This window comes from Pseudooceanicola batsensis HTCC2597, assembly GCF_000152725.1.
Lineage (GTDB): Bacteria > Pseudomonadota > Alphaproteobacteria > Rhodobacterales > Rhodobacteraceae > Pseudooceanicola > Pseudooceanicola batsensis.
Genome location: NZ_CH724131.1, coordinates 2,799,994 through 2,825,896, shown reverse-complemented (window position 1 = coordinate 2,825,896; position 25,903 = coordinate 2,799,994). Strand labels below are relative to the sequence as shown.

The following is a 25,903-nucleotide window of genomic DNA, read 5'->3' as shown; positions in this document are numbered from 1 at the left end:
CTCACCCCTGGCGCAGCACGAGATCGGGCGTGCTGCTCTCGCTGTAGACCATGCGCCCGTTCGGCAGATCGACCGCGTCCAGCTTGTGCGCGATCTGGGCGGGGCTCAGCGCGTGGTGGCGCCACCGCTCGGTCAGGCGCCGGCGGCGTTCGTCCTCGGGCACTTCGATCATCACGGTGAGGTCGAAATAGGGCCGCAGGCTCTGCCAGGGCGTCCGGTCGAGCAGCAGATAGTTCCCCTCGACCACCACGAGGCGGGACCGCCGCGAGATGACGCGCGCGCTGCCGCGGCTGATCTCGAGATCCCGGTCGAAGACCGGCACCGCGACCTCGGTCTCCTCCTGACGCAGGCGCTGCAGGACCGACCGCAGCCCGCCCACGTCGAAGGTATCCTGGGCACCCTTGAAAAGCAGCCGGTCACGGTCCCGCAGGACGGTATCGTCGAAATGGAACCCGTCCATCGGCAGGAGCGCGGCCGACTCCTGCTCTTCGACCAGCCGTTCCGCCAGGGTGGACTTGCCCGACCCCGGCGCGCCGGCGATGGCGACGATGCTGCGCCGGGGCAGGTTCGACAGGCGTTCCGAGAGGTCGGGTTCGGAGGTTTGCACCTAGCGCCGCCAGCTTCCCAGCCAGCGCGAGACCCGGCCCCGGCGCTCGCGCGCGCTGTCGGTGAAATCGTCCCAGCTTTCGTCCATGCTGCCGACCATCGGGTCGATGCGACGCCTGCGGAAGCGGACCCAGCGGACACGGAGCGCCCAGACGACGGCCGCGACGATCAGCAGGATGACGATGTTCACCCAGGGTATCAGCGTCGCGTCCGGCGTGTCGGTCGCCTTGACGGCGATGGCGTTCGGATAGGCGGTGAGGAAGGGTATCCGCCAGCCATAGTGGGTGACGATGACCCATTGGGGATCGCTGCGGTTCGAGACGAGATCGCGCGCCTCGGCCTGGAGGTTCGAGGAATCGAACTTGAAATACGGCGGCCAGAACCCGGTATCCTCGTTCCGGTAGACCATCACGTCACCGTCCCGCTGGACCGTGTCGATAAAGCGCACGTCGCGTTCGATCGTCCCGCCCTGCGCCGCCGCCCCGCTGTCGGGCGCGGCCCAGAAGATCGAGTTTTCGCCGAACTGCTCGAGCTTGATCTCGACGCCGGTGACATAGACGATGTCGCGCTGCGGCAGGGTATAGTGGAAAAACGCCACGACGAAGAGCGCGACGATTCCCCAGAAGGCCCATTTGATGTAAGCCATGTCTCCGCCCCTTCAGCTATAGTTAACGGCGTAGATGATATAGGCGATGACGGCAACCGGCACCACATAGACCAGCAGGATGAGCTTGCGCCGGAAGCTGTCGTCATACGCCTCCAGCCCGCGGCGGACATAGCTCTCGCGGTCGTCGCCGAATTCCCGGTCGCCAGCCTCCCAGGCCTTGCGCAGCTTGGCCTTGCGCACTTGCCGCGACCAGAGCGAGAGCGTGATGTAGATCGCCGTCAGCACGACGAGCAGGACGAGGAGGAGCTGCGCCATTGTCTCCGTTTTGGAAAAGCGAACGATCGATATGGCAGTAAACGGCATTTGCTCAGTGCCGTCACGCGAATTCAGGGTCAGGGATCCCCGACTTGCGCCACATCCGGGAGCGGGGCAATCTGGCGGGGCATTCAACCGGTCCGCACCGGAATTTATGGGAGGTTTTCATGAAGAGACTGATTTTCGCCGCCGCATGCGCGGTATCCGCACTGGGCCTGGCGGCGCGGGCCGACGACGTGACCGAGACCCTGCAAAGCGCGATGAGCGCCTATGAAGAGGGCGATCTGCAATACGCGCTCGAAGAGCTGGAATATGCCAAGCAGCTGATGCTGACGATGAAGACCGACGCGCTGTCGGGTTTCCTGCCCCCAGCACCCGACGGCTGGACCCGCGAGATCAACACCGAGATCAACGCCTCGCTCGGCATGATGGGCGGCGGCGTCGGGGCCGAGGCCGAATATTCCGGCGACAACGAAAGTTTCACGCTCACCATCCTGGCGGACAATCCGATGGTGAATGCCATGGGCGCGATGATCGGGAATGCGGCGGCCATCGGTGCCAAGATCGAACGGGTCGGCCGCGAGAAGTTCATGGTGCAGGACGGCACCGTTCAGGGGCTGGTCGACAACCGCATCCTCGTGAAGGCCGAAGGCGGCGAGGTGGAGGCAATGCTCACCATCCTCGAAGAGATCGATTACCGCGAACTCGGGCGCTTCGGGAACTGAAGCCGCCCGCGACGCGACGGACCCCCATGGCGGTCTTGCACCGCAGGCCGCCAACCTGGGGTCCGGCTTGCGCCGTCAGATCACGTTGTGTTCGGGGCCATAGGGAAAGCCGGTCAGGTTCTCGTTGCCGTCCGCGGTGATCAGCAGGATGTCGTGCTCACGGTAACCGCCAGCGCCCGGCATGCCCTGCGGCAGGGTCAACATAGGCTCCATCGACACGACCATGCCCGGCTCGAGCACGGTGTCGACGTCCTCGCGCAGCTCCAACCCCGCCTCGCGGCCGTAGTAGTGAGAGAGGACGCCGAAGGAATGCCCGTAGCCGAAGGTGCGGTACTGAAGCAGGTCCCGCTCGGCGAAGAAGTCGTTGATCCGGGCGGTGATCTCGGCGCAGGACATGCCCGGCTTCAGCAGGCTCGTTCCCAGTTCGTGCGCGCCGACATTTGCCTCCCATATCTTGCGCGAGGCGGCATCGACCTCGCCCAGAAACAGGGTGCGCTCCAGCGCCGTGTAGTAGCCCGAGATCATCGGGAAGGTGTTGAGCGACAGGATATCGCCATGCTCCAGCTGGCGGGCGGTGACGGGATTGTGGGCACCGTCGGTATTCGGGCCGGACTGGAACCAGACCCAGGTGTCGCGGTATTCCGCCTCCGGAAACCGGGCCGCGATCTCGAGTTCCATGGCGTCGCGCCCTGCCATCGCCACGTCGAGCTCGCGCACGCCGGGACGGATCGCGCTGCGAATGGCGTGACCGCCGACATCCGCCACCTCGGCCCCGGCCCGGATCAGCGCGACCTCGGCCGGGGACTTGTGCATGCGCTGGCGCATTGTGGCCTCGGCGAGGTCGATCTGCGCGAGAGGCGACAGGAAGTCCTCGAACTTTTCGCGCTGCGCCACCGTCAGGTGATCGCCCTCGTATCCGATGACCCGGTTCTCTCCTGCGACATGGGCCACGGCGCGCCAGAAATTGTCGCGGGTCCAGTCGGTGTAGGTGAGCGCGTCGCCGTGGCTCCGCCGCCAGGGCTGACCGGCGTCGATGCCCGCGCTGATCGTGACGCAGTCGGTTTCGGTCACGACAAGCGCATAGGGCCGGCCGAACGCACAGTAGAGAAAGCCGGAGTAATAGGCGACGTTGTGCATCGAGGTGAGGACCGCGGCGTGGATGTTCTGCTCATCGAGGATGCGGCGCAGCGCCTTCAGCCGGGCCTCGTATTCGATCTCGGCGAAGGGGAGCGGGGCCTTGTCGCCGTCGTGAACGCGGTGGAATGCGGGTCGTGTCATGAAACGGTCTCCGATTGGCCCCGGCGTACAGGGCGGCACGGCCGGAGAACGGGCGACGCCATCGCCCGGGCCTGCCCGAGCGCTAGCACGGCCGGTCCGAATTGTCCTTCGGAAATTGCGGCTTGCACGCGGGACGCGCGGGAGAAATGGTGGCGGCATCTGGCACCCGGCGCATCGCGTGCCGGAGCGGAGCACGGGCACGAGACGATCCGGACGCCGCCGCAGGCAGGCGACGTGCCTGACAGGCGGGGCGCCGACGCATCGCATCGGGGCGCGCGCACGGCAAAACGCCCCGTTTCGAACCGGGGGCTCGGCGCGCCTCCGGAAACTTGGTTCGAGACGAAAGAGGGGCGACATGCAGACCGGAAAAGGCAACCTGATCACGGACGTGCCGGGGCTTCTGGTGGGGAACGCTGCGGATGCGGGGCTCAAGTCCGGCGTGACCTGCCTTGTCGGGGACAGGCCGTTCACGGCGGGGGTCCACATCATGGGCGGCGCCCCCGGCACGCGCGAGACCGACCTGCTGTCGCCGGACAAGACCGTCGAGCAGGTGGACGCCCTGGTGCTGTCGGGTGGCTCTGCCTTCGGGCTGGACGCCGCCTCGGGCGTGGCGGACGGGCTGCGGTCGGCCGGGCGCGGGTTCGAGGTCGGCGGGATGCGGGTCCCGATCGTGCCGGGCGCGATCCTGTTCGACCTGCTGAACGGCGGCGACAAGGACTGGGCAGACAACCCGTACAAGGGACTCGGGCGGCTGGCGTTCGACGGGGCCGGCGCGACATTCGGGCTGGGCACCGAGGGCGCGGGCACCGGCGCGACGACGGCGCAGCTCAAGGGCGGGCTGGGCTCGGCGTCGGTGGTGCTGCCCTCGGGCGTGACGGTCGGAGCGCTGGTGGCGGTGAACGCCCTCGGCTCGGCCATAGTGGGCGACGGCCCGAATTTCTGGGCGGCCCCGTGGGAGATGGAGGCGGAATTCGGCGGCCGGGGCGTGGCACCGGACTGGCCCGATCCGCATGCGGCGGTCACCAAGATGGGCGGGGGGGGCAACACCACGATCGGCATCGTGGCGACCGATGCGGCGCTGACGCAGGCGCAGTGCACGCGACTTGCGACCGCGGCGCATGACGGGTTCGCGCGGGCCCTGGTGCCAAGCCACACGCCGCTGGACGGCGACCTGATCTTCGCCGCCGCCACGGGGGATCGTACCCTGGGGGATCCGGTTTCCGAGCAGTTGCTGATCGGTCACGCGGCCGCGATCTGCATGGCGCGGGCCGTGGCGCGGGGCGTGTATTCCGCGACGGCCGCCCCCGGCGATCCCTTTCCGGCATGGGTCGACCGGTTCGGCACGTGACCCCGCGGGACTGCCGGCAGGCCCGGGTTCCGACGACTGGCGCTGGACAGTGCACGCGCTAAGTGCTCCAACAGGTCCGAACCCATGAAGGATGGAGGCTGTCATGCTGGATCAAAGCACCGATCTCAAATCACTGCTCAAGGACCCGTCGCTGCTGGTCGAGGCGGCGTACCTGGCCGGAGACTGGGTCGAAGGGGACGACGGCACCTTCGATGTGGTGAACCCGGCGCGGGGCGACGTGATCGCCCGGGTCGCCGATCTCAGCCGGGCGCAGATCGCGCTGGCCATCGACAAGGCCTACGAGGCCCAGAAGGACTGGGCGCGCTGGACCGGCAAGGAACGCGCCACCGTTCTGCGCAAGTGGTTCGACCTGATGATGGAGCACCAGGACGACCTGGGCACCATCCTGACCGCCGAACAGGGCAAGCCGCTGGCCGAGGCCAAGGGCGAGATCGCCTATGGCGCCTCGTTCATCGAGTTCTTCGCGGAAGAGGCCAAGCGCGTCTACGGCGAGATGATCCCCGGCCACCAGCGCGACAAGCGGCTCATGGTGATCAAGCAGCCCGTCGGGGTCGCGGCCTCGATCACGCCCTGGAACTTTCCCAACGCGATGATCACCCGCAAGGCCGGCCCGGCGCTGGCGGCGGGCTGCGCCTTCGTGGGACGGCCGGCCAAGGAGACGCCGCTGTCGGCGCTGGTCATGGGCGTGCTGGCGGAACGGGCGGGGATTCCGAAGGGCGTCTTCTCGATCGTGACCTCCTCGAAATCCTCCGAGGTCGGCAAGGAGTTCTGCGAGAATCCCAAGGTGCGCAAGCTGACCTTCACCGGCTCGACCGAGGTGGGCCGGATCCTGCTGCGCCAGTCGGCGGACCAGGTGAAGAAATGCTCGATGGAGCTGGGGGGCAACGCGCCCTTCATCGTCTTCGACGACGCCGATGTCGACGCCGCGGTCGAGGGCGCGATCATGTGCAAGTTCCGCAACAACGGCCAGACCTGCGTCTGCGCCAACCGGATCTACGTGCAGGCCGGGATCTACGACACCTTCGCCGAAAAGCTGAAGGCGAAGGTGAGCGAGATGACCGTGGGCGACGGGCTCGAGGAGGGCGTGCAACTGGGGCCGCTGATCAATCCGGAGGCCAAGGACAAGGTGAAGGAACACCTCGAGGACGCCACCTCGAAGGGGGCGCTGGTCTTCTACGGCGGAGACCTGGGCGAGGAGGGATCGAACTTCTGCCCGCCCACCATCGTCACCGGCGTGACGCAGGAGATGCAGGTCGCCACGGAGGAGACCTTCGGCCCTCTGGCGCCGCTCTTCAAGTTCGAGGATGTGGACGATGTGATCGCGATGGCCAACGACACGATCTTCGGCCTGGCCTCGTATTTCTACGCCCGGGACCTGAGCCGGGTCTACAAGGTCGCCGAGGCGCTGGAATATGGCATCGTCGGCGTCAACACCGGCATCATCTCGACCGAGGTGGCGCCGTTCGGCGGCGTCAAGCAGTCGGGCCTCGGACGCGAGGGATCGCATCACGGGATCGAGGACTTCCTCGAGATGAAATACGTCTGTCTGAGCGTCTGACGCCAGGGAGGGGGCTGTCTGCCCCCTCTTGCCCCCTTCAGGGCCAATTCACCCCCGAGGATACTTGCCGGACCAAAGAAGGTGCGAGGCCGCCTCAGGCCCGGCGGCGCGCCGCGGCGTGGAGGTGGACCAGGGCGCACCCCGCGTAGGCAAGGAGCGCGAAGAGGATCGCGCCGTCGAAGCCCAAGGGCGAGGTCATGGCGATCAGCACCGGCGTGCCGAGCAGGTTGCCGAGGTTCCCCATCTGCGCCAGCGCGCCGTTCGCCAGCGCCTGGTCGGCCGGGTCCGGGTTGAGTTGCGGGATCGCCGTGAAACTCGCCCCCTGCACGAGACCGAGCGCCCCGAAGAGACAGATGGGCGGCAGGAGCACACCCGGAGCGCGCCACATCGCCAGGACCGACAGCATGGCGCCGGCCAGACCGATCAGGATGATCGTGACGGCCGGCAGGATCCGCAGCAGCTGCGCACCGAGCGTGAGCGAGACGATGATCCCCGCCAGCGGCATCCAGAAGGTCAGCGTGGCGCGGGTCGCGTCGGGCAGCATCGGCGGCAGGACGGTCAGCAGGGCGACGAAGGTCAGCGTGTAGAAGAGCCAGCCGAGGGCCGGCGCCGCGATGTAGGGCGAGGCATAGATGCGCGGATGATCCCCGAGTATCTTCCGCGGTGTCGGCAGGGGCCGGGTGCTTCGCGGGACGAGACCCGCGGGCAGGCGCCAGGCCAGCGCGGCGGCAAGCACGGTCATGCAGCCGGCATGGACCAGGAAGAGGGGAGCCGGGCCGCGCGCCTCGGCCAGCGGGATGCCGAGCCATGCGACCAGGGCGAAGGTGACGCCGAAATAGCTGCCCCAGAGGGTCATGGTATAGGGGCGGTGACGCGCGGCCGAGAGCTGCGCGATGAGCGTGGGGATCGCCACGACGAGGGCGATATGGCTGACACCCTCGACCGCGCGGGACAGCAGCATCAGCGGCAGCGGGAGGACCAGGGCCTGCACCGCCGACATGGCCGCCCCCAGCAGCAGACCCTGGATGACCACGCGGCGAAACCCCGCCCGGGCGACCAGCATTCCCGCGACGAGCCCCGCCAGCACGCCGGTGAGGCTGATCACCGAGACGAGGAAGCCGACGCCGGCTCCGGCCTCGGGATAGAGGGCGCGCACCTGCGGAAAGATGACCGAGACCTTCGCGAACTGCGCCGCGGCGGTCATGCCGGCCAGCAACAGCAGGGCGAGGAGACCGAAGGGAGAGCTGTCGCGCGTCATGCCGTATCCCTTGCCCGGATCGGCGCGTTTGGCAAGCCGCGGCGGGGCAAGGGCGGCGCTGCGGGATCAGGGCCCGCCATCGGGGTGACGGTCCTGTCGCACCGAGGCACCTGCAAGGCCGCGGGGGGGCCAAGACCGCGTCGGCGCGCCGGCACCGGCGGCGCGGAGCGAGGCTTGCCCCACCCCGACGTTTCGACCATATTGCGGTGCAGCACCGCGAATGACCAAGCAGGATCACGACCATGAGCATCGAGGCCCCGGAAACCAAGATCGTCGAAAGCCGCAGGGTCGCCTGCGACGGCGGCGAGGGCGCCCTCGGCCATCCTCGGGTCTGGCTTTACATCCCCGAACGGACCAATTTCGTCGAATGCGGCTATTGCGATGCGAAATTCGTGCTCAAGGGGCATGAAGAGGGCGCGGCCTGACCGGGCCGCGGGGGCCAGGACCTGACAATCGTGATCGCGGACGCCGGAGGCCGGCGGCAATCTGCGTCTGGCCGTGCCACCGGGATCGTGGCAGAACCCTGACGACGACTGCGGCGCGGAGATAAGATCATGACGGACAAATTCGGCAAGGGCTGCCATCTGCACCTGATCGACGGGTCCGCCTTCATCTTCCGGGCCTACCACGCGCTGCCGCCGCTGACGCGCAAGTCCGACGGCCTGCCCGTGGGGGCGGTCAGCGGGTTCTGCAACATGCTGCACCGCTATGTCGAGGCCAACACCGGGCCCGAGGCGCCGACCCATGTGGCGGTGATCTTCGACAAGGGGTCGCACACGTTCCGCAACGATCTCTACGATCAGTACAAGGCCAACCGCGAAGCGATGCCCGAGGATCTGCGCCCGCAGATCCCCCTGACCCGCCGCGCGACCGAGGCGTTCAACATCGCCTGCAAGGAGATCGAGGGATACGAGGCCGACGACATCATCGCCACCCTCTCGTGCCAGGCGCGCGAGGCCGGGGGGCGGGTGACGATCATCAGCTCGGACAAGGATCTGATGCAGCTTGTCGGGGGCGGGGTCGAGATGCTGGACGCGATGAAGAACCTGCGGATCGACGTCGAGGGGGTCGAGGCCAAGTTCGGTGTCGGGCCGGACCGGGTGGTGGATGTGCAGGCGCTGGCCGGGGATTCGGTCGACAACGTGCCGGGCGCGCCGGGGATCGGGATCAAGACCGCGGCTCTGCTGATCAACGAATACGGCACGCTCGAAGAGCTTCTGGACCGGGCCGGCGAGATCAAGCAGCCGAAACGACGCCAGACCCTGATCGAACATCGCGAACAGATCGAGCTGTCGAAGAGGCTGGTGCAGCTGGATTGCGACACGCCGCTGGATTTCACGCTCGAGGATCTCGAAGTGCGGGATCCGGACGGCGAGACGCTGCTGGGCTTTCTCAACGAGATGGAGTTCCGCACCCTGACCAAGCGGATCGCGGACCAGATGGGGGTCGAGCCCCCGGCCCTGCCCGAGGTGAACACCCGGGGCGGCGACGACGCGCCCGAGACCGTCGAGATGCCGGCGATAGACCCGGACAGCTACGAGACCGTCACCAACGCCGACCAGCTTGCCGTCTGGATCGGCCGCATTCGCGAGCGGGGCTATGTCGCGGTGGATACCGAGACGACCGGGCTGGACGAGATGCGGGCCGACCTCGTGGGGATCTGCCTCGCCACCGAGCCGGGCCTCGCCTGCTATGTGCCCCTGGGGCACAAGGCGGCCGAGGGCGAGGGTCTTTTCGCGACGGAGGACCTGGCCGAGGGGCAGATGGCCGAGGCCGAGGCGCTGGAGATGCTGAAGCCGGTGCTCGAGGACGAGGCGATCCTCAAGATCGGCCAGAACATGAAATACGACGCGAAGATCCTGAAACGCTGCGGGATCGATGTGGCGCCCTGCGACGACACGATGCTGATCAGCTATGCGCTGAACGCCGGTCTGCACCAGCACGGGATGGATGCGTTGGCCGACCGCTATCTTTCGCATACCTGCATTCCGATCAAGGAATTGCTGGGTACGGGCAAGGCGATGATCACCTTCGACAAGGTGCCGATCGACAAGGCGACACGCTATGCCGCCGAGGATGCGGATGTCACGCTGCGCCTGTGGCAGGTGCTGAAACCGCAGCTTCACGCCAAAAAGGTCACGACGGTCTACGAGACCCTGGAGCGGCCGCTCGCGCCGGTGCTGGCGAAGATGGAGATGCACGGCATCAAGGTCGACCGCGATACGCTGTCGCGCATGTCCAGCGCCTTTGCGCAGAAGATGGGCGCGCTCGAAGCCGAGATCCACGAACTGGCGGGCGAAAGGTTCAACGTCGGCTCTCCGAAGCAGCTGGGCGAGATCCTGTTCGACAAGATGGGGATGGAAGGGGGCAAGAAGGGCAAGACCGGCGCCTATGCGACCGGGGCGGATGTCCTCGAGGACCTGGCGACGCTGCACGAACTGCCCGCCCGCGTTCTCGACTGGCGGCAGCTCTCCAAGCTGAAATCGACCTATACCGACAGCCTCCAGACCCATATCCATCCCGAGACGGGGCGGGTGCATACAAGCTATCAGCAGACCGGGGCGAATACCGGGCGGCTCGCCTCGACCGATCCGAACCTCCAGAACATCCCCGTCCGCTCGGAAGAGGGCCGGCGCATCCGCGAGGCGTTCATCGCCGAGGAGGGCAAGGTGCTGCTGTCGCTCGACTATAGCCAGATCGAGCTGCGCATCCTGGCGCATATCGCCGACATTCCCGCGCTGAAGCAGGCCTTCGACGAGGGGCAGGACATTCACGCCGCCACCGCATCCGAGATGTTCGGCGTGCCGATGGAGGAGATGACGCCGGAGATCCGGCGGCAGGCCAAGGCGATCAATTTCGGCGTGATCTACGGGATTTCGGGGTTCGGGCTGGCCCGGAACCTGCGCATCCCCCGCGCCGAGGCGCAGGGCTTCATCGACCGGTATTTCGAGCGGTTCCCCGGCATCAAGGACTACATGGCGGAGACGACCGAGTTCGGCAAGAAGAACGGCTATGTCCAGACGCTTTTCGGCCGCCGAATCCACACGCCCGAGATCGACGCCAAGGGGCCGCGTGCGGGATTCGCCCGGCGCGCCGCGATCAACGCGCCGATCCAGGGCACGGCGGCGGACATCATCCGACGCGCGATGATCCGGATGCCCGACGCAATCCTGGGTCTGCCGGCGAAGATGCTGCTGCAGGTCCATGACGAACTGGTGTTCGAGGTCGACGAGGCGGCGGCGGACGAGGTGGCCGAGGTGGCGCGCGGGGTCATGGAGACGGCGGCCGATCCGGCTGTGAGAATTGACGTGCCGCTGGTGGTCGATGCCGGCCAGGGCAGGAACTGGGCCGAGGCACACTGACACGCACCCGCAAAGGAGCGCCCCGATGTCGCTGAACGTTCCCAACCTCGCCCCGCTCGACGACGCCGACTGGCCCGACGCGGTCGCCGATCTCAAGGACGGCTTTGCCGGAGCGCTGAACGTCTACCGCATGATGGCACATGACCCGGCCCTGCTGCGGGCCTGGGCGCCGCTGCGACAGCATCTCGTCCGGGATACGGCGCTCGGGGCGGAGCGGTCCGAAGTGGTGATCCTGCGGACCGGCGTCCGGATCGGGTCGGACTACGAGTGGGCACACCACGTCAGCCGCGCCCGCGCGCTCGGCTTTCCGGATGCGCGCATCCGCGCGATCCGCGACATGCCAGAGGGCGAGGACGGGCTGCTGGTGCGGGCGGTGGACGCGATCTTCGACGATCACCGTCTGCCCCCGGACCTCGAGGCCGAGCTGCGGGCAGTGATCGGCACGGAGGCCGTATTCGATCTGATCGCGACAGTGGGCTTCTATTCGGTGCTGGGAACGATCCTGAAGACCTACGACGTGCCGGTCGACGAGGCCATATCGCAAGAGTTGGCGCGAGCCCCCATCTAGCGCCCCGCGTCTGCTCGTGAAATAGCGGGTTGTACAACATATTCTAAAAATGTTATGTGTTTGGGAATGGCGCCCGCAGGAAAGCCCCCATCGTGACACGTTCCCCGCTTAGCGGCCTGAATATCAGGCGCTATTTCCCGATACTCGACTGGTCGAAACGCTATACGCGCCAGACGCTCGCCTCGGATCTCATGGCAGCGTTGATCGTGACGATCATGCTGATTCCGCAGTCGCTGGCCTATGCGCTGCTGGCGGGCCTTCCGGCCGAGATGGGGCTTTATGCCTCGATCCTGCCGCTGGTGGCCTATGCGATCTTCGGCACCTCTCGCGCTCTGGCCGTCGGGCCGGTGGCGGTGGTGTCGCTGATGACCGCGGCGGCGGCGGGAAACCTGGCGGCGCAGGGCACGCCGGACTACATCATGGCGGCGATCACCCTGGCCTTCCTGTCGGGGCTGATGCTGCTGGCGCTCGGGCTGCTGCGGCTGGGGTTCCTGGCGAATTTCCTGTCGCACCCGGTGATCGCGGGCTTCATCACCGCCTCGGGCGTGCTGATCGCGACCTCGCAGCTCAAGCATATCCTCGGCGTCCAGGCCGAGGGGCACGACTTGGTCGATCTGCTGGGCAGCCTGATCGGGAACCTGGGGCAGACCAACCTGGTCACGCTCGCCATCGGTGTCGCCTCGCTCGGCTTCCTGTTCTGGGTCCGCAAGGGACTGAGGCCGCTGCTTCTCGCGACCGGGCTGCCGCCGCGCATGGCCGACCTGCTGGCCCGGGCCGGGCCGGTGCTGGCGGTCGCGGCCTCGGTCCTGGCGGTCTGGGGGCTGGGGCTGGACGAACGCGGCGTGGCCATCGTGGGCGATGTGCCTGTCGGCCTGCCGCCGCTGTCCCTGCCGTCCTTCTCGGGCGCGTTGTGGAGGGAGCTGTTCCTCTCGGCGCTGCTGATCTCCATCATCGGCTTCGTGGAATCCGTCTCGGTGGCGCAGACGCTGGCAGCAAAGAAACGGCAGCGCATCGTGCCGGATCAGGAGCTGATCGGGCTGGGCGCCTCGAATGTCGCGGCGGCCATGTCGGGGGGCTATCCGGTCACCGGCGGATTTGCCCGTTCGGTGGTGAATTTCGACGCCGGCGCCGAGACCCCCGCCGCCGGGGCGTTCACCGCCCTCGGAATCGCGATGGCCGCCCTGTTGCTGACCCCGCTGCTGTTCTTTCTGCCCAAGGCGGTGCTGGCGGCGACGATCATCGTCGCGGTCCTCAGCCTCGTCGACCTCTCGATCCTGAAACGGACCTGGGGATATTCGCGGGTGGATTTCGCCGCCGTGACGGCGACCATCGTCCTGACGCTGGGTTTCGGGGTCGAGATCGGCGTCTCGGCCGGGGTGGCGCTGTCGATCCTGCTGTTCCTCTACAAGACCTCGCGGCCGCATGTCGCCGAGGTGGGGCTGGTGCCCGGCACGCAGCATTTCCGAAACATCAACCGGCACCGCGTCGTGACCCATCCGAACCTGGTCACCATCCGCATCGACGAGAGCCTTTATTTCGCGAACGCCGCCTTTCTTCAGGACCTGATTCGCGACCGCGTGATCTGCGACCAGCCGATCCGGCATGTCGTGCTGATGTGTTCGGCGGTGAACGAGATCGACCTTTCGGCGCTGGAGAGCCTCGAGGCACTCAATCGGCAGCTCGACGAGATGGGGATCAAGCTTCACCTGTCCGAGGTGAAGGGCCCGGTGATGGACCGGCTCAAGCGATCTCATTTCCTCGAAGAGATGACCGGAGATGTCTTCCTGTCGCAATACGACGCCCATGTCGCCCTGGCGGGCCGACCGGCCGAGGCCGCGGCGGAGTAGACCGCATTGACCGGCGAGGATCGCGCGCCTATCCCTCGGTCATGAGCTGGCAGGGACGGATATCGGGCAGCGACGGGGTGTGGGGCGACGCGCAGCCCGATCTCGTCATCCTCGTGAGCGGCGAAGCCTCGGGCGCGGACCGGGTTCCGGCAAGGCTGATCCCCGAGAGCCCCCGAACCGGCGACAACGCGCTGATGCTGCCCGGCCTCGGCGGGCTGAGCGGCCGGGAGCGGCTGATCCTGATCGGCTTTCAGGCCCTGAACCCGCATTGGGACGGCGTGGCCGTGGTGGTGGGCGAGACGGCGGCGCACTGGGTGACGCTTTCGGCGGGCGAGGTCATCCATGCGCAGGGAAGTCTCGCTCCGGCGATGGCGCGGGCGCTTGGTGCGGCCGAGGCCGCCGCGCAGGGACTGGACGAGGCGCTCGACCGGCCGGAACGCCTGCCTCTCCTGCTTCATGACGCCGCGACCGACGGGGCCCGGCTGGGCGCCCTGCTCGGCGCCGACGTGGGGGCGACACGCACGCTCTGGCTGGGACAGCAGGCGGTTCTCGTGGGCAGCGGGCCGCTGGCCAAGGGATACATCGCCGCGCTGAGTGCCGCGCATGTTCCGGTCACGCTCACCGATAGCGGCGCATTGATCCAGAAGGGCTTTGCCGCGCTGGCGGCCCGCTGGTCGCCTCAGGCCGACTGACCCCGGCGGCGCGGGCCGACAAGGGCGGCGGCAGCCAGCAGGAGGCCCGAGACCGTCGCGATCATGCCGGCCGCGCTGACCGCATCCGCATAGCCCAGCCAGATCGGGCCGTACCCCGCAAGGACGTATCCGACCACGGCCGACACCAGGGCAAAGACGGCGCTGAGCGCCACCTGCACCGCCAGCCGGTCGGTCATCAGCCGCGCCGTGGCGGGGGGGCAGATGAACATGGCGATGACGATGATCGAGCCGACGGCGTCGAAGGCCGCGACCGCCGCGATGGCCGAGACGGTGACCAGCGCGAGGCCGAGCAGCGTAGCCGGGATGCCCAGGGTGCGGGCGAACCCCTCGTCGAAGGTCGAGATCGCGAGAGGACGCCAGAGAAGCCCGATGAAGGCCATGACGATGAGACAGACCAGCGCCATCCGGATCAGCTCCGGCGGCATCCAGGCGAGCGCCTCGGGATCGAGCAGGCTCTGCCAGCCGGTGGCGTCGATCCAGATCAGGCTTTCGAGATTGCCGTAGAGCGCGTGCTGCACGTCGAGATGGACGTTCGACGTGTCCGATTGCTCCAGCAGCAGGACCCCGGCGGCGAAGAGCGTGGTGAAGACCACGCCCATGGCCGCTCCGGGTTCGATCCGGCCGATGCGCTGGATCAGCTGGATCGCCCCGACCGCGACGAGGGCCGCCGCCGCCGCACCCAGCAGCATCGGCCAGGTCGAGACGGTGCCGGTCAGCAGAAAGCCCACCACGATGCCCGGCAGGACCACATGCGAGATCGCGTCGCCGATCAGCGCCTGCCGCCGCAACAGAAGGAAGTTCCCCGGCAGCGCGCAGGCCAGCGCGGCGAGGCTGCCGATCAGGATCGGCGGCAGGGACAGCGCGACGAATTCGGCCCCCATCACGCGGCCCCCCCGCTGCCCGTCATCTCGCGGTCGAGCGTGGCGATCTGATCCGGCGTCAGCCAGGTCTCGACCGGGGTGAGCCCGTCATAGCGTGCGGCCAGGGCGGCGTTCTCGGACCGGCTCCTCAGGTGCTGCCAGCGGCGTTCGTCGAGCGCGGCGCGCGCGGCATGGGCGCGGCCCTTCTCAGTGGCGACCCCGTCGGCACGGATCAGGCCGGCCCCGCGCAGCAGGCGCATGGTGTATGGCTCGTAGACCGTGTGCCCGTGCGCGAGGGCGAGCAGCCCCTGGCGCATGTGAACCCGGTGCCGGAAGCGCAGCCATTCCAGCGCCCCCGCCATGACGCCCCGTTGCGGGGCCAGGAGGAGCGAGGCGATGAAGACCGCCGCCGCGACCAGCACGATGATCGGTCCCGTGGGCAGGTCGGGCGCGAGCGACGAGATCACCGCCCCCGCCGTGCCCGAAACACCTCCGAAGAGGCCGGCCAGCAGGGCGACGACCTCGCTGCGTTCCGTCCAGAAGCGCGCGGCCACCGCCGGCAGGATCAGCAGGGCGACGATCAGGATCAGCCCGACGATCTTGAGCCCGACGACGGTGACGGCCAGCGCCAACGCCATCATCGCCATGTCGACACGGGCGGGATTCAGCCCCTGCGTCGCGGCGTACTCCGGGTCGAAGGAGACCATGGTCATCGGCCGGCGCAGGATCGTGCAGGCGAGCAGGGACAGGGCGCCGCCCGCCGCGATCACCCAGGCGTCGGCGCGCAGCATTCCGGCGGTGGACCCCAGGAGGAAGGTTTCGAGCCCCGCCTGCCGCCCTGCGCCGATGGTCTGTATCACCGTCAGCAGCACGACGCCGAAGCCGAAGAAGACCGACAGAACCGCCCCGATGGCCGCGTCCTCGCCCAACCGGGTCCGCTGGTTCAGCCAGTGGACGACGCCCAGCCCCGCGAGCGCGGAGAGCGCCGCGCCTGCCAGCAGCGCGACGAGGTTCCGCCCGTCCCCGCCGAGCGCCACCATGACGAGGAAGGCCAGGGCGACGCCCGGCAGGGTGGCATGGCTGATCGCGTCGCTGACGAGCGAACGCTTGCGCAGGTAGAGGAAGGCACCGATCACGCCGGCCGCGATCCCCAGCAGGCCCGCGCCGATGGCGACGAGCGTCGCGTTATAGCCGATGTCGATCATGACGGGCGGGCGGGGAATGCCGGCGCCGCCGCGGCCGGGGTCGCCGGAAAGAGCTGATCCAGAAGTCCGGTGGCGAGGCGCCCGCCGTAGGCCTGCTGCAGCGTGTCCTGGGTGAAGGCCTGCGCCACAGTGCCTTCGGCCACGGGGGACTTGTTGATGACGAAGACGCGATCGAAATAATCGGGCACGGTCGAAAGGTCGTGGTGCACGGCGAGGATGGTCCGGCCCTCGTCCTTGAGCGACTTGAGGACATCGATGATCGCCTTCTCGGTCGCCGCGTCGACCCCCGCGAAGGGTTCGTCGAGCATGTAGAGATCGGCCCCCTGCGCCAGGGCCCGGGCAAGGAAGACGCGCTGTTGCTGACCGCCGGAGAGCTGGCCGATCTGGCGCGTGGCGAAGTCCGACATGCCGACGCGGGCCAGGCAGTCCCCGGCCGTGGCGCGGTGCTGGCGGGTCAGGCGCCCGATCAGCCCCACCCGGCGGTAGAGGCCCATCTCGACCACGTCGATCACGCGGGTCGGGAAATCCCAGTCGACCGAGGCGCGCTGCGGGACATAGGCGATGCGGGCGCGCTGTCGCTCGAGCGCGGCGCCGAAGACCTCGATCTGCCCCGAGACGCGGGGCACGATGCCCAGCACGGCCTTGAGCAGTGTCGACTTGCCCGCGCCGTTCGGGCCGATGATCGCGGTCATCGCGCCCGGCGCGACGGTCATGTCGGCCGAGAAGACGGCGGGGCTGGCGCCGTAGGACACGGTGAGCCCCCGGACCCTGAGCGGCGCGTCACCCATCAGCCGGCCGCCGCGAGGTTGCCGTCCATTCCGCGCTCGGGGGCGTCGCCCCCCAGGGCGCGGGTGATGGTGGTGACATTGTGGTCGATCATGCCGGGATAGGTGCCCTCGTAAGTGCCGGGTTCGCCCATAGCGTCCGAATAGAGTTCGCCGCCAATCCTTACCTCGTGGCTGCTGGCGGCCGCGCCTTCGATCAGGGCCCGCATGTTGCGGTCCGAGACCGAGGTCTCGACGAATACGGCTCCGATCCCGCGCTCGACCAGTATGTCGACGAGCTGCCGGATGCGGTTGAGACCGGCCTCGGATTCGGTGGAGATCCCCTGGATGCCCAGCACCTCGAGCCCGTAGGCGCGGCCGAAATAGCTGAAGGCGTCATGGGCCGTGACCAGCACGCGCGCGCTCTCGGGGACGGTGGCGAGGACGGACTGCGCGTAATCGTGCAGGCGCGCCACGGTGGCCCGGTAGTCCTGCGTACGCGCCTCGAACGTGGGGGCGAGATCGGGGCGGGCCGATTGCAACGCATCGGCGATTGCCGCCACCACTTCCGTCCAGATCGCCGGCGCCATCCAGACATGCGGATCGAACCGCCCGTCGTAATCGGCGTGGCCGAGCAGCCGCTCGCGGTCGAGCGCCTCGGCCACCGCCACCACCTTGCGCGAGCGGGCGAGGTTCAGCAGGAACTCCTCCATCTGCGCCTCGAGGTAGAGCCCGTGCCAGAGGATCAGGTCGGCGCGGGTCATCGCCACGATGTCGCTGCGGGTCTGGCGAAAGCTGTGCGGATCGACCCCCGGCCCCATCAGGGCCCGGACCGACCCGGCATCGCCGAGGATGTATCGCGCGGCATCGGCGATCATGCCGGTCGTGGCCACGACATCCAGCGTGTCCGCGGCACGCAGGGCCGGAGCAGGCATCGCGACGGCGGCAAGGCCGGCGTGCATGAAACTTCGTCGGGTCAGGATCATTTCGGGTACGATTCGTCCAGATTGCAGGTGCTTGCCGGAAAGATGCGAACCATTCGCAACATTGTCAACCGAAATGCGAACCATTCGCAACTAGAGCAACTGGGCGGGCCGCTTCCGATCGCCGCGCCTGCCCCTGCGGCGTGCTTGCCAAGGTCCGGGGGCCGTGCGACGCTGACGGGGCAATGCATTTGAAGACCGGGAGGAGCGGATGCAGACGAAGGTGGAGAGCCCCGCGGCGCAGCTTCCCCAGATGGTCGATGCGCGCAATCCGGGCCAGCCGCTCGACCTGGACTGGGTGCTGGGCGCACAGGCCAACCTGTCGGCGATCGAGCGCCGCTGCGCGACCCTGCCGGGGCGGCGTTCGGTCAAGAAGGATCACCAGGCGGCCTGGCTGCTGAAGGCGATCACCTGCATCGACCTGACGACGCTGTCCGGCGACGATACCGTGGGGCGGGTCCGGCGGCTCTGCGCCAAGGCGCGGCAGCCGGTGCGCGCGGACATTCTGGACCGGCTCGGGGTGAGCGGGATCACCACCGGCGCGATCTGCGTCTATCACGAGATGGTGCCGGCCGCGGTCGCGGCCCTGGACGGCTCGGGCGTGCCCGTGGCCGCCGTGTCGACCGGGTTCCCGGCCGGGCTGTCGCCCTTTCACCTGCGGGTGGCAGAGATCGGCGAGAGCGTGAAGGCCGGGGCTGCGGAGATCGACATCGTCATCTCGCGCCGCCACGTGCTGACCGGCGACTGGCAGGCGCTCTACGACGAGATGCGCGAATTCCGCGCCGCCTGCGGCGATGCGCATGTGAAGGCGATCCTCGCCACGGGCGAGCTGGGCACGCTGCGCAACGTCGCGCGGGCCTCGCTGGTCTGCATGATGGCCGGGGCGGATTTCATCAAGACCTCGACCGGCAAGGAAAGCGTCAACGCGACCCTGCCGGTGAGCCTCGTGATGCTCCGGGCGATCCGGGATTATCACGAGCGCACGGGCTATCGCATCGGCTACAAGCCGGCGGGCGGGATCTCGAAGGCGAAAGACGCGCTGGTCTACCTGTCGCTGATGAAGGAGGAGCTGGGCGACCGCTGGCTTCAGCCCGACCTCTTCCGCTTCGGCGCCTCCTCGCTGCTGGGCGATATCGAACGGCAGCTCGAGCATCACGTGACCGGCGCCTATTCCGCAGGGTGGCGCCATGCGGCGGGGTGAGGACCGGTTGAGTATTTCTGGCAAGATGAAGGGGATTTCGGGATGGGCGTGAAGGAGATCTTCGAGACCATGGACTATGGCCCCGCCCCCGAAAGCGCCGCAGAGGCGCTGGCCTGGCTGGTCGACCAGGGGGACAGGTTCGGGCATTTCATCGAGGGTGCCTGGACCGACGTGGGCGAGACCTTCGAAAGCCGCAACCCCGCGACGGGCGAGGTGCTGGCGCATGTGACGCAGGGCACGCAGGCCGATGTGGATGCGGCTGTCGCGGCGGCGCGGAAGGCTCAGCCGAAATGGGCGAAGCTGGGCGGACCCGGCCGGGCGCGGGTGCTCTATGCGCTGGCGCGGCTGGTGCAGAAACATTCCCGCCTGCTGGCGGTGCTGGAGACGATGGACAACGGCAAACCGATCCGCGAGAGCCGCGACATCGACATCCCGCTGGTGGCCCGCCACTTCTACTATCACGCCGGGCTGGCGCAGCTGATGGAGAGCGAGGCCCCCGGGATGGAGCCGCTCGGCGTCTGCGGGCAGGTGATCCCTTGGAACTTTCCTCTGCTGATGCTGGCGTGGAAGGTGGCGCCGGCCATCGCCGCGGGCAACTGCGTGGTGCTGAAACCGGCGGAGTACACCTCGCTCACCGCGCTGTGTTTCGCGGATATCTGCCGGCAGGCCGGGGTTCCGAAGGGTGTCGTGAACATCGTCACCGGCGACGGGCGCACGGGCGAGATGATCGTCACGCATGACGGCGTGGACAAGGTGGCCTTCACCGGCTCGACCGAGGTAGGCCGGCGCATCCGCGAGGCCACGGCGGGACAGGGCAAATCCCTGACGCTGGAACTGGGCGGCAAGGGGCCGTACATCGTTTTCGACGACGCCGACCTGGACAGCGCCATCGAGGGGCTTGTCGATGCCATCTGGTTCAACCAGGGACAGGTCTGCTGTGCCGGATCCCGCCTGCTGGTGCAGGAGAGCGTGGCCGGGCGGTTCCACGACAAGCTCAAGGCGCGGATGGACAAGCTGCGCGTCGGCGATCCGCTGGACAAGTGCGTCGACGTCGGCGCGGTGGTCGATCCGGTGCAGCTCGGCACGATCCGGGACATGGTCGAGGGTTCGGACGGCGAGGTCTACCGGGCGGATTGCGATGTGCCCGAGGGCTGCTTCTATCCGCCGACGCTGATCACCGGGCTGGCCCCGTCGGACCGCCTGATGCAGGAGGAGATATTCGGACCGGTGCTGGTGTCGACGACCTTCCGCACACCTGACGAGGCGGTCGCGCTGGCCAACAACACGCGCTACGGCCTCGCGGCGTCGGTCTGGACCGAGAACCTGAACCTCGCGCTCGGCATGGCGCCGAAACTGGCGGCGGGCGTTGTCTGGATCAACGGCACGAACATGTTCGACGCGGCGGCCGGGTTCGGCGGCGTGCGCGAGAGCGGCTTTGGCCGGGAAGGCGGGTGGGAGGGTCTCTCGGCCTACCTGAAACCCGCGGTCAAGGCGAAGGCACTGAAGACGACAGAAGCGCGGACCGGCACGCCGGACGAGACCGGCGAGGCGCTGGACCGGACCGCCAAGATGTACGTGGGCGGCAAGCAGGCGCGCCCGGACGGCGGCTATTCCCGCGCGATCTACGGCGCCTCCGGCAAGCTGATCGGCCATGTCGGGATCGGCAACCGCAAGGATCTCCGTAACGCCGTCGAGGCGGCGCAGGGCGCGAAGGGCTGGTCGCGAACGACGGGCCACCTGCGGGCGCAGATCCTCTATTACATCGCCGAGAATCTCGAGGCGCGGAGCGGTGAATTCGCCGCGAGGATCGACGCGCTGACAGGCGGACGAAACGGCAGGACCGAGGTCGCGGCCACCGTCTCGCGCCTGTTCAGCTACGGGGCCTGGGCCGACAAGTACGCGGGCGACCTGCGCTCGGTGCCGATCCGGGGCATGGCGCTGGCGGTGCGCGAGCCCGTGGGCGTGATCGGTGCGCTCTGCCCCGACGAGGCGCCGCTCCTGGGCTTCGTTTCGGTCATGGCCCCGGCCATCGCCATGGGCAATCGTGTGGTTCTGGTCCCGTCCGAGGCCTACCCTCTCGCGGCGACCGATTTCTACCAGGTGCTCGAAACCTCGGACGTGCCGGGGGGCGTGGTCAACATCGTGACCGGTAGACATGCCGACCTGGCCGAACCGCTGGCGTCGCATCTGGATGTGGACGCGGCCTGGAGCTTTTCCTCCTCCGCGCTGTCGCAGGCGATCGAGGCAAAGAGCGCGGGGAACCTGAAACGGACCTGGGTCAACAACGGCATCGCCCGGGACTGGATGGGGACCGAGGGCGAAGGCCGTGCCTTTCTGGATCAGGCGACCGAGGTCAAGACGGTCTGGGTGCCCTACGGGGAATAGCCCGGAGGCGCCGCGAGCTGTCCCGGCCGGTGCGCCGGGACAGCTCGCCCGCCAGCGATCACATCGAGATGGGGACGATCTCGGCCACTTCGACGCCGCCGTCGCCCGCGACCATCGGGTTGCCCTTCGCCATTTCGCAGGCCTCCTCGATGCTGCCCGCCTCGACGATCGAAAAACCGAAGCTCGGGTTCGGGACCTGGTCCGTCACGCCCTGTTCGGTGACAAGCTTCGACGTGCCGACCGGATCGCCGGGGGTCACCATCCTGTCGCCGATCCGGGCCATCCAGTCGCCCCAGGCCTTCATCGCGGCCTCCTGTTCGGCGGGGGTGTCGGGAACCTGCGATTTGTCGCCGCGGTAGATATAGAGATACTGGGGCATGGGTCAGCCTTTCCGAGATGCGTGAAGAGTGCCGCCGCGCCGCCCGGAGGCGGCGCGACACGGGGTCAGCGCGGCAGTTGCGCCGCGGGATCGAGCAGGACGTCCAGTTTCCGCAGGGTCGATAGCCAACCCCGCGTGTGACCCTGCGCCGTCTCGGCACCGGCGAGGTCGCGATGCGCGAGGGTGAGGCGGGCGCCGGTGCCGGTTTCCTCGACCGTGAACGACACGTGGCTTTCGGGGCCGCGTCTGTCCTCGTCGTCGTGCCAGGCCCAGGTGAAACCGACGGTACCTGTGCCCTCCTCGGGAGGGCTCACATGGGTGATCTGGCCGGACACCTTGAACCGGCTGCCGCTTTCCTTGCCGAACATCGTGCAGGTCCAGGGGCCGGTGGAGCGGAAATCCATCTCGCAGCTGTCGAGGTAGACGCCTTCGGGCCCGAACCACTGGATCAGCTGGACCGGCTCGGTCACGGCGCGCCAGAGGCGCGTCACCGCGACCGGATAGTCGCGGACGAACTCGATATCGGCGGCTTCGGCGTCTTTCATCGGTCGTCTCCTTCGGGGTCGAGGGCAATGAGGGTATCGAGCCGGTCGAGGCTGCCGGACCAGAAGGCCCGGTGGTCCATCGTCCACCCGTGGATGGCGCGAAGGGCGTCGGCATTTGCGGCATAGTAGCGGTGCGTACCCTGGGCGCGCTGCGTGATGACCCCGGCCTCTCGCAGGACCCTGAGATGGCGCGAGATCGCGGGGGCCGAAATCTCGGTCTCGGCGGCCAGCGTACCTGCGCTGAGTTCGCCCCGGCGGATCAGCTTGTCGACGAGCGCGAAACGGGTGTCGTCAGAGAGGGCGGCAAAGGTTCGGGTCAGTCGTGTCATGCGGACAGACTGGCGCGATTCCTTTTTTAACGCAAATGTTAATTAACGGATGCGCGAAATTAAGGCGTCACGAAGTCGGCCCGGGCGTAGCCCTGGAGGTAGAGAAGGCTGGAGAGATCGCCGTGGTTGATCCGGATCTCGCATTGCGCGGCCACGACGGGCTTGGCATGGAGCGCCACCCCCGTTCCGGCGCGCCCCAGCATCCCGAGGTCGTTCGCTCCGTCGCCCACGGCAATCACGTCGGCCTCGGTGATGCCGAGTTGCGCAGTGATCTCTTCCAGCGCCTGGACCTTGGCCTCGCGCCCGAGGATCGGCTGCTGCACCCGGCCGGTGAGCGCTCCGTCCTCGGCCAGGAGGATGTTCGCGCGGTTCTCGTCAAAGGCGAGCGTGGTGGCGATCCGGGCGGTGAAGGCGGTGAAGCCACCCGACACCAGGGCACAATAGGCGCCGTTGGCCTTCATCGTCGCGATCAGTTCGCGGCCGCCGGGCATCAGGGTGATCCGCGTCTCGATGACCTTGCCGATGATGTCTTCGGGCAGGCCCGCAAGCAGCGCGACCCGTTCCGTCAGGGCCCCTTCGAAATCCAGCTCGCCGTTCATGGCGCGGGCGGTGATCTCTTTCACGCGCTCGCCCACCCCGGCCTCTTCGGCAAGCTCGTCGATGCATTCCTGCCGGATCATCGTGCTGTCCATGTCCGCCAGCAGCATCTTCTTGCGGCGGTTGTCCGCGGCCTGAACGTTCAGATCGATCTGCAACGCCTGAAGATCCTCCCAGACGGCGCGGAAGTTCGCGGGAACGTCCTGCAATGCGAACTCGGCCGCGCGGTCGGGGTCCAGCCACTGCAGGTCGCCGCCGCCCCAGGCGTTGCGCAGCGCCTCGGCCGCGGCGGGATCGAGGCTGGGTGCTGTGAGCGTGGCGATGTACATGGGAACCCCCGATCCGTTGCCGGGGTCATAAAGCACGGGACGACGCCGAGGGCCAGAGGTTGGCAGCGGCCCACCGGCGGCGGTCAGGCAGGCTCTCGGATCCCGCGGCGCAGCCCGGGCACCGTGTCGCCCACGCCGATGTCGAACCGCGATGCGTCGAGCAGGGCCGACCAGAAGCCCGGATCGCGGGCGAAATCGCCGCTGCGGGTCACGAACCGGTCGTCCGTGTGCTCGGCCTCGTAGCGGATGGCGTCGGCCTCGTCCTGAGTGATGCCCGCGATGAAGATGCAGCGCTCGATCCTGGCACAGTCGAAGTCGGACCTCGGGTTCAGCATGACATCGTAGGGGGCGAGAATCACGGTGCCGGGGCGCGCTGTCGACAGGACCCGATCCTCGAGCCTGGCCAGCATCCGGTCGTCGATCATCGGGCGGTAGAAATAGATCACGTCGTAGTCGCCGTAACCGTCGAAGACCAACGCATCGGCCTGAAAGGCGAAACAGGATTCGGCCCGGACCGTGCGCAGCGTCCGTTCGGCGGCGGCGATATAGTCGCGATCGTAGTCGAGGCCGTGACATTCGGCAAAATATCGGCTGGCGAGAAAGACCTTCGAGCCGCCGCCGCAGCCGACGTCGATGAAACGCGCGGTGCCGGTCCGGCCCTGGGCGAGCAGGATCCGGTAGGCAGCGAGCATCAGGGTTTCATAGCGATAGACCGGCATCGGGATGTCGGAAAAGCAACCGTGCGCCTCGGCCTCTTCGGACTGGCCGCCGGACCCCGCAAGCCGGTGGAGCGCCCTGTAGATCACCTCGAGAAGCCCGACATCCTGGCTGTCGGGGATCTCGCGCAGCAGCGGGCGACGCTCGGGGTTTGCGTGACGCGCGACCATTTTGTGGACCGCGTCCCACATCTTGATACGGTTCGAGAACTGCTGAACGTACCGCTTCGTACCCCCATCTATCAGCGCATTGCCGAGCCGCTCTTTCCGGCCGGCCTTGCGGTCGATCGACGCCAGCGTCCGGCTCAGGGAATTCGCGCGCCACCTGAGGTTCTCGATCTCCTGCCAGCCCTGTCGGATTTCCGCCGCGTCGCGTGCGGCCGCTGGCTGTGCGATGAGTTCCGCCAGATCTACGCAAAGACGGGCGAGGTCCGCTTCCAGTGCCTGGGCATCTGCGAACCCCTTTTCCATCTTCCGCCTCCCGCTGATCGGTCAGAGCTTGCCTTCTGCGATCCATTTCTCGACGAGGTCGCGGCTGGCCTCGAAGTGCATCGAGTCCTCGCGCGTGAACCCCGCGCCCCAGTACCAGCCGGCGTCGCGAAAAAAGTCGGCCAGGATGGTCAGGCCGAGCTGCGTCTTGCCGTCGCCGAGCGTATCGAGCCGGCCGTCGATGTTCAGATCGACCGACAGGCCGAAGGCATGGGTCGAGGTCCGGCCCGGCGCCCCGCGTATGTGCCGGACACAGAGCGAACCCGAGGTGTTGATCCGGTCATAGAGGTCGGGATCCGTGGTCCTGATCTTTTCGAAGACCTCGCGCAGGCTGTCGATGGCGGGCTGCAGCATCTGGACCCGGATCGGCCCGACGGTGTCGACCCGCAGCTTGTCGGCCAGCCGCTTGTTGGTCATGGTCTCGCAGCGGCTGCTCAGCACCTCGCGCGGCTTGCCGAAGACGGATTCCAGATAGCTGGGAGAGGCGATCCGCACGCCCTTGTTCAACTCGCGCCGGGCGGCGATCAGCACGACCTGGGCATAGGACCCGACGATCTGGTTGTCACCGTCGGGCACGAAGGGGGTGAGCCCGCCGTCGCGTGGCGCGGTGGCGGGGGCACGACTCGATTCCAGACGGTTGATCTCGCCCTGAAGGCGGTTGACCTCTTCGGTCAGCCCCTCGATCTGCTGGCGCAGCTTTTCGATCTCGATCCGCGCGCCGCTGTCGATGGCCGGGGCCGCGCTGTCGGCATCGCCGCTGAAGGTGTCGGCCTCGTAGACCGGCACGCTGGGGCCGCGGACCTGGATGAAGATCAGAATGCCCAGCCCGACGACGATCAACGCCATGACGCCGAGGATCGCCGCGATTATCCGCTTGTCCATGAAATGTCCGACCTGAATCCCGTTCCATGACAG

25 protein-coding genes are annotated in these 25,903 nt (G+C 67.9%); 10 read left to right on the top strand and 15 right to left on the bottom strand.

The features are described from left to right. Window position 1: 1 nt before the first annotated feature. From OB2597_RS17510 to OB2597_RS17500, 3 genes are read right to left on the bottom strand one after another with little or no spacing between them, the layout of a single operon-like run. Window positions 2-607 (bottom strand): AAA family ATPase, encoded by a 606-nt coding sequence (locus OB2597_RS17510; RefSeq protein ID WP_009806946.1) that lies wholly within the window; start codon window positions 605-607, stop codon window positions 2-4. Continuing rightward, on the bottom strand, window positions 608-1,252 hold the full coding sequence (locus tag OB2597_RS17505) for a DUF1523 family protein (RefSeq protein WP_009806945.1): 645 nt from the start codon (window positions 1,250-1,252) through the stop codon (window positions 608-610). Between the two features lie 12 nt (window positions 1,253-1,264). Next, complete coding sequence (locus OB2597_RS17500; RefSeq protein ID WP_009806944.1) at window positions 1,265-1,528, bottom strand: hypothetical protein; 264 nt, start codon at window positions 1,526-1,528, stop codon at window positions 1,265-1,267. Window positions 1,529-1,695: 167 nt separating this feature from the next. On the opposite strand from OB2597_RS17500, the gene OB2597_RS17495 reads away from it, so the two are divergent. Beyond that, window positions 1,696-2,253, top strand: a complete 558-nt coding sequence (locus OB2597_RS17495; protein ID WP_009806943.1) for a hypothetical protein — start codon at window positions 1,696-1,698, stop codon at window positions 2,251-2,253. Window positions 2,254-2,328: 75 nt separating this feature from the next. Here OB2597_RS17495 and OB2597_RS17490 read toward each other — a convergent pair whose 3' ends face one another. After that, entirely contained in the window at window positions 2,329-3,531 is a 1,203-nt protein-coding gene (locus OB2597_RS17490; protein ID WP_009806942.1) for an aminopeptidase P family protein, read from the bottom strand. Window positions 3,532-3,886: 355 nt separating this feature from the next. Between OB2597_RS17490 and OB2597_RS17485 the strand changes: the two genes are divergently transcribed. Beyond that, window positions 3,887-4,879 carry a P1 family peptidase gene (locus OB2597_RS17485; RefSeq protein ID WP_009806941.1) on the top strand — a complete coding sequence of 331 codons (993 nt, stop codon included), beginning with the start codon at window positions 3,887-3,889 and terminating at the stop codon, window positions 4,877-4,879. A gap of 103 nt (window positions 4,880-4,982) precedes the next feature. Beyond that, window positions 4,983-6,458: an NAD-dependent succinate-semialdehyde dehydrogenase gene (locus tag OB2597_RS17480; protein WP_009806940.1), complete on the top strand. Its 1,476-nt coding sequence runs from the start codon at window positions 4,983-4,985 to the stop codon at window positions 6,456-6,458. A 94-nt stretch (window positions 6,459-6,552) separates the two neighbouring features. Here OB2597_RS17480 and OB2597_RS17475 read toward each other — a convergent pair whose 3' ends face one another. Beyond that, window positions 6,553-7,716, bottom strand: coding sequence for an MFS transporter (locus OB2597_RS17475; protein WP_009806939.1), 1,164 nt, complete (start codon window positions 7,714-7,716; stop codon window positions 6,553-6,555). Window positions 7,717-7,958: 242 nt separating this feature from the next. Between OB2597_RS17475 and OB2597_RS17470 the strand changes: the two genes are divergently transcribed. The 5 genes from OB2597_RS17470 (at window position 7,959) to OB2597_RS17450 (ending at window position 14,185) form a co-directional block, all read left to right on the top strand. Next, window positions 7,959-8,141 (top strand): zinc-finger domain-containing protein, encoded by a 183-nt coding sequence (locus OB2597_RS17470; RefSeq protein ID WP_009806938.1) that lies wholly within the window; start codon window positions 7,959-7,961, stop codon window positions 8,139-8,141. 129 nt (window positions 8,142-8,270) lie between these two features. After that, a complete protein-coding gene (gene polA / locus OB2597_RS17465; RefSeq protein WP_009806937.1) occupies window positions 8,271-11,078 on the top strand; it encodes a DNA polymerase I in 2,808 nt (935 codons plus the stop codon). A 25-nt stretch (window positions 11,079-11,103) separates the two neighbouring features. Beyond that, entirely contained in the window at window positions 11,104-11,646 is a 543-nt protein-coding gene (locus tag OB2597_RS17460; protein WP_009806936.1) for a carboxymuconolactone decarboxylase family protein, read from the top strand. Window positions 11,647-11,738: 92 nt separating this feature from the next. Beyond that, window positions 11,739-13,493, top strand: a complete 1,755-nt coding sequence (locus tag OB2597_RS17455) for a SulP family inorganic anion transporter (protein WP_009806935.1) — start codon at window positions 11,739-11,741, stop codon at window positions 13,491-13,493. Between the two features lie 41 nt (window positions 13,494-13,534). After that, window positions 13,535-14,185: a 2-dehydro-3-deoxygalactonokinase gene (locus tag OB2597_RS17450; RefSeq protein WP_009806934.1), complete on the top strand. Its 651-nt coding sequence runs from the start codon at window positions 13,535-13,537 to the stop codon at window positions 14,183-14,185. On the opposite strand, the gene OB2597_RS17445 is transcribed toward OB2597_RS17450, so the two are convergent. Genes OB2597_RS17445 through OB2597_RS17430 form a run of 4 tightly spaced genes read right to left on the bottom strand, consistent with a single transcriptional unit; the run spans window position 14,173 to window position 17,997 of the window. Further along, window positions 14,173-15,087, bottom strand: coding sequence for a metal ABC transporter permease (locus OB2597_RS17445; RefSeq protein WP_009806933.1), 915 nt, complete (start codon window positions 15,085-15,087; stop codon window positions 14,173-14,175). The two genes, OB2597_RS17450 and OB2597_RS17445, sit on opposite strands and share 13 nt — an antisense overlap. Then, window positions 15,087-16,271, bottom strand: coding sequence for a metal ABC transporter permease (locus OB2597_RS17440; protein ID WP_009806932.1), 1,185 nt, complete (start codon window positions 16,269-16,271; stop codon window positions 15,087-15,089). Before OB2597_RS17440 ends, OB2597_RS17445 begins: the two co-directional genes overlap by 1 nt. Next, a complete protein-coding gene (locus tag OB2597_RS17435) occupies window positions 16,268-17,059 on the bottom strand; it encodes a metal ABC transporter ATP-binding protein (protein ID WP_009806931.1) in 792 nt (263 codons plus the stop codon). Before OB2597_RS17435 ends, OB2597_RS17440 begins: the two co-directional genes overlap by 4 nt. Then, entirely contained in the window at window positions 17,059-17,997 is a 939-nt protein-coding gene (locus OB2597_RS17430; protein ID WP_238529728.1) for a metal ABC transporter solute-binding protein, Zn/Mn family, read from the bottom strand. Before OB2597_RS17430 ends, OB2597_RS17435 begins: the two co-directional genes overlap by 1 nt. A gap of 232 nt (window positions 17,998-18,229) precedes the next feature. On the opposite strand from OB2597_RS17430, the gene deoC reads away from it, so the two are divergent. After that, on the top strand, window positions 18,230-19,219 hold the full coding sequence (gene deoC, locus OB2597_RS17425) for a deoxyribose-phosphate aldolase (protein ID WP_009806929.1): 990 nt from the start codon (window positions 18,230-18,232) through the stop codon (window positions 19,217-19,219). 42 nt (window positions 19,220-19,261) lie between these two features. Continuing rightward, entirely contained in the window at window positions 19,262-21,604 is a 2,343-nt protein-coding gene (locus OB2597_RS17420; RefSeq protein ID WP_009806928.1) for an aldehyde dehydrogenase family protein, read from the top strand. 58 nt (window positions 21,605-21,662) lie between these two features. On the opposite strand, the gene OB2597_RS17415 is transcribed toward OB2597_RS17420, so the two are convergent. The 6 genes from OB2597_RS17415 to OB2597_RS17390 all read right to left on the bottom strand — a co-directional run bounded on the left by OB2597_RS17415 (window position 21,663) and on the right by OB2597_RS17390 (window position 25,870). After that, window positions 21,663-21,983 (bottom strand): YciI family protein, encoded by a 321-nt coding sequence (locus OB2597_RS17415; RefSeq protein ID WP_009806927.1) that lies wholly within the window; start codon window positions 21,981-21,983, stop codon window positions 21,663-21,665. Window positions 21,984-22,048: 65 nt separating this feature from the next. Then, window positions 22,049-22,528, bottom strand: coding sequence for an SRPBCC family protein (locus OB2597_RS17410; RefSeq protein WP_009806926.1), 480 nt, complete (start codon window positions 22,526-22,528; stop codon window positions 22,049-22,051). After that, window positions 22,525-22,857, bottom strand: coding sequence for an ArsR/SmtB family transcription factor (locus OB2597_RS17405; RefSeq protein WP_009806925.1), 333 nt, complete (start codon window positions 22,855-22,857; stop codon window positions 22,525-22,527). The genes OB2597_RS17410 and OB2597_RS17405 overlap by 4 nt, the downstream gene beginning before the upstream one ends. A 59-nt stretch (window positions 22,858-22,916) precedes the next feature. Continuing rightward, the gene (serB, locus tag OB2597_RS17400) at window positions 22,917-23,783 is read right to left on the bottom strand and encodes a phosphoserine phosphatase SerB (protein WP_009806924.1); all 867 of its coding nucleotides are present in this window, start codon (window positions 23,781-23,783) and stop codon (window positions 22,917-22,919) included. 83 nt (window positions 23,784-23,866) lie between these two features. Beyond that, window positions 23,867-24,970, bottom strand: a complete 1,104-nt coding sequence (locus OB2597_RS17395; RefSeq protein WP_009806923.1) for a class I SAM-dependent methyltransferase — start codon at window positions 24,968-24,970, stop codon at window positions 23,867-23,869. Between the two features lie 21 nt (window positions 24,971-24,991). Then, window positions 24,992-25,870, bottom strand: a complete 879-nt coding sequence (locus OB2597_RS17390; protein ID WP_009806922.1) for a M15 family metallopeptidase — start codon at window positions 25,868-25,870, stop codon at window positions 24,992-24,994. Window positions 25,871-25,903 lie beyond the last annotated feature (33 nt).

Coding starts and splice junctions, on each gene's coding strand:
- OB2597_RS17505 (WP_009806945.1), bottom strand. CDS start 1,252: ATGGCTTACATCAAATGGGCCTTCTGGGGAATCGTCGCGCTCTTCGTC.
- OB2597_RS17500 (WP_009806944.1), bottom strand. CDS start 1,528: ATGGCGCAGCTCCTCCTCGTCCTGCTCGTCGTGCTGACGGCGATCTAC.
- OB2597_RS17495 (WP_009806943.1), top strand. CDS start 1,696: ATGAAGAGACTGATTTTCGCCGCCGCATGCGCGGTATCCGCACTGGGC.
- OB2597_RS17490 (WP_009806942.1), bottom strand. CDS start 3,531: ATGACACGACCCGCATTCCACCGCGTTCACGACGGCGACAAGGCCCCG.
- OB2597_RS17485 (WP_009806941.1), top strand. CDS start 3,887: ATGCAGACCGGAAAAGGCAACCTGATCACGGACGTGCCGGGGCTTCTG.
- OB2597_RS17480 (WP_009806940.1), top strand. CDS start 4,983: ATGCTGGATCAAAGCACCGATCTCAAATCACTGCTCAAGGACCCGTCG.
- OB2597_RS17475 (WP_009806939.1), bottom strand. CDS start 7,716: ATGACGCGCGACAGCTCTCCCTTCGGTCTCCTCGCCCTGCTGTTGCTG.
- OB2597_RS17470 (WP_009806938.1), top strand. CDS start 7,959: ATGAGCATCGAGGCCCCGGAAACCAAGATCGTCGAAAGCCGCAGGGTC.
- polA (WP_009806937.1), top strand. CDS start 8,271: ATGACGGACAAATTCGGCAAGGGCTGCCATCTGCACCTGATCGACGGG.
- OB2597_RS17460 (WP_009806936.1), top strand. CDS start 11,104: ATGTCGCTGAACGTTCCCAACCTCGCCCCGCTCGACGACGCCGACTGG.
- OB2597_RS17450 (WP_009806934.1), top strand. CDS start 13,535: ATGAGCTGGCAGGGACGGATATCGGGCAGCGACGGGGTGTGGGGCGAC.
- OB2597_RS17445 (WP_009806933.1), bottom strand. CDS start 15,087: ATGGGGGCCGAATTCGTCGCGCTGTCCCTGCCGCCGATCCTGATCGGC.
- OB2597_RS17440 (WP_009806932.1), bottom strand. CDS start 16,271: ATGATCGACATCGGCTATAACGCGACGCTCGTCGCCATCGGCGCGGGC.
- OB2597_RS17435 (WP_009806931.1), bottom strand. CDS start 17,059: ATGGGTGACGCGCCGCTCAGGGTCCGGGGGCTCACCGTGTCCTACGGC.
- OB2597_RS17430 (WP_238529728.1), bottom strand. CDS start 17,997: ATGCACGCCGGCCTTGCCGCCGTCGCGATGCCTGCTCCGGCCCTGCGT.
- deoC (WP_009806929.1), top strand. CDS start 18,230: ATGCAGACGAAGGTGGAGAGCCCCGCGGCGCAGCTTCCCCAGATGGTC.
- OB2597_RS17420 (WP_009806928.1), top strand. CDS start 19,262: ATGGGCGTGAAGGAGATCTTCGAGACCATGGACTATGGCCCCGCCCCC.
- OB2597_RS17415 (WP_009806927.1), bottom strand. CDS start 21,983: ATGCCCCAGTATCTCTATATCTACCGCGGCGACAAATCGCAGGTTCCC.
- OB2597_RS17410 (WP_009806926.1), bottom strand. CDS start 22,528: ATGAAAGACGCCGAAGCCGCCGATATCGAGTTCGTCCGCGACTATCCG.
- OB2597_RS17405 (WP_009806925.1), bottom strand. CDS start 22,857: ATGACACGACTGACCCGAACCTTTGCCGCCCTCTCTGACGACACCCGT.
- serB (WP_009806924.1), bottom strand. CDS start 23,783: ATGTACATCGCCACGCTCACAGCACCCAGCCTCGATCCCGCCGCGGCC.
- OB2597_RS17395 (WP_009806923.1), bottom strand. CDS start 24,970: ATGGAAAAGGGGTTCGCAGATGCCCAGGCACTGGAAGCGGACCTCGCC.
- OB2597_RS17390 (WP_009806922.1), bottom strand. CDS start 25,870: ATGGACAAGCGGATAATCGCGGCGATCCTCGGCGTCATGGCGTTGATC.